Source organism: Actinomadura sp. NPDC049753 (assembly GCF_040674655.1).
GTDB lineage: Bacteria > Actinomycetota > Actinomycetes > Streptosporangiales > Streptosporangiaceae > Spirillospora > Spirillospora verrucosospora.
This window is the reverse complement of record NZ_JBFARL010000472.1, coordinates 1-1,162: the sequence shown is the minus strand read 5'-3', so window position 1 is coordinate 1,162 and position 1,162 is coordinate 1. Positions and strand designations below refer to the sequence as shown.

Below are 1,162 nucleotides of genomic sequence, written 5' to 3'. Positions count from 1 at the left end.
TGATCTCGCGGGTGAAGGCCAGGACGGAGGGGTTGGAGGCGGACAGTTCGACGTAGGAGCCGACGCCGAAGACGGGGTGGCGCTGGCGGATCTCGATCATCTTGCGGGTCCAGTGGAGCAGGGATCCGGGGTTGTTGGCCTGGGCCTCGACGTTGACGGCCTGGTAGCCGTAGATGGGGTCCATGATGACCGGCAGGTAGAGGCGGGCGGGGTCGCAGGTGGAGAAGCCGGCGTTGCGGTCGGGGGTCCATTGCATGGGGGTTCGGACGGCGTCGCGGTCGCCGAGCCAGATGTTGTCTCCCATGCCGATCTCGTCGCCGTAGTACAGGACGGGGGAGCCGGGGAGGGAGAGCAGGAGCGCGGTGAACAGTTCCAGTTGGTTGCGGTCGTTGTCGAGCAGGGGGGCCAGGCGGCGGCGGATGCCGATGTTGGCTTTCATGCGGGGGTCTTTGGCGTATTCGGTGTACATGTAGTCGCGTTCTTCGTCGGTGACCATCTCCAGGGTGAGTTCGTCGTGGTTGCGCAGGAAGATGCCCCATTGGCAGTTGTCGGGGATCTTGGGGGTCTGGGCCATGATCTCGGAGATGGGGTAGCGCTGTTCGCGGCGGACGGCCATGAAGATGCGGGGCATGACGGGGAAGTGGAAGGCCATGTGGCATTCGTCGCCGCCGGCGGCGGGGTCGCCGAAGTACTCCACGACGTCGGCGGGCCATTGGTTGGCCTCGGCGAGCAGGACGCGGTCGGGGTAGAGGCGGTCGACCTCGGCGCGGACGCGTTTGAGGTAGGCGTGGGTTTCGGGGAGGTTCTCGCAGTTGGTGCCTTCGCGGGCGTACAGGTAGGGGACGGCGTCCAGGCGGAAGCCGTCGATGCCCAGGTCGAGCCAGAACCGCAGGTTCTCCAGCATGGCGTCCTGGACGTCGGGGTTGTCGTAGTTGAGGTCGGGCTGGTGGGCGAAGAAGCGGTGCCAGTAGTACTGGCCGCGGACGGGGTCGTAGGTCCAGTTGGAGGACTCGGTGTCGACGAAGATGATGCGGGCGTCGGGGTAGCCGGTGTCGTCGTCGGCCCACATGTAGAAGTCCCCGAACGGCCCGTCGGGATCGGTCCGCGACGCCTGGAACCAGGGGTGCTGGTCGGAGGTGTGGTTCATCACCAGATCCGCGAT

The 1,162-nt window shown here is 66.2% G+C and carries 1 protein-coding gene; it reads right to left on the bottom strand.

Translation table 11 applies throughout. From position 1 onward, the window contains the following. On the bottom strand, positions 1-1,162 hold a 1,162-nt coding region (treS, locus tag AB0K37_RS42285; protein WP_363991900.1), incomplete at both ends, for a maltose alpha-D-glucosyltransferase.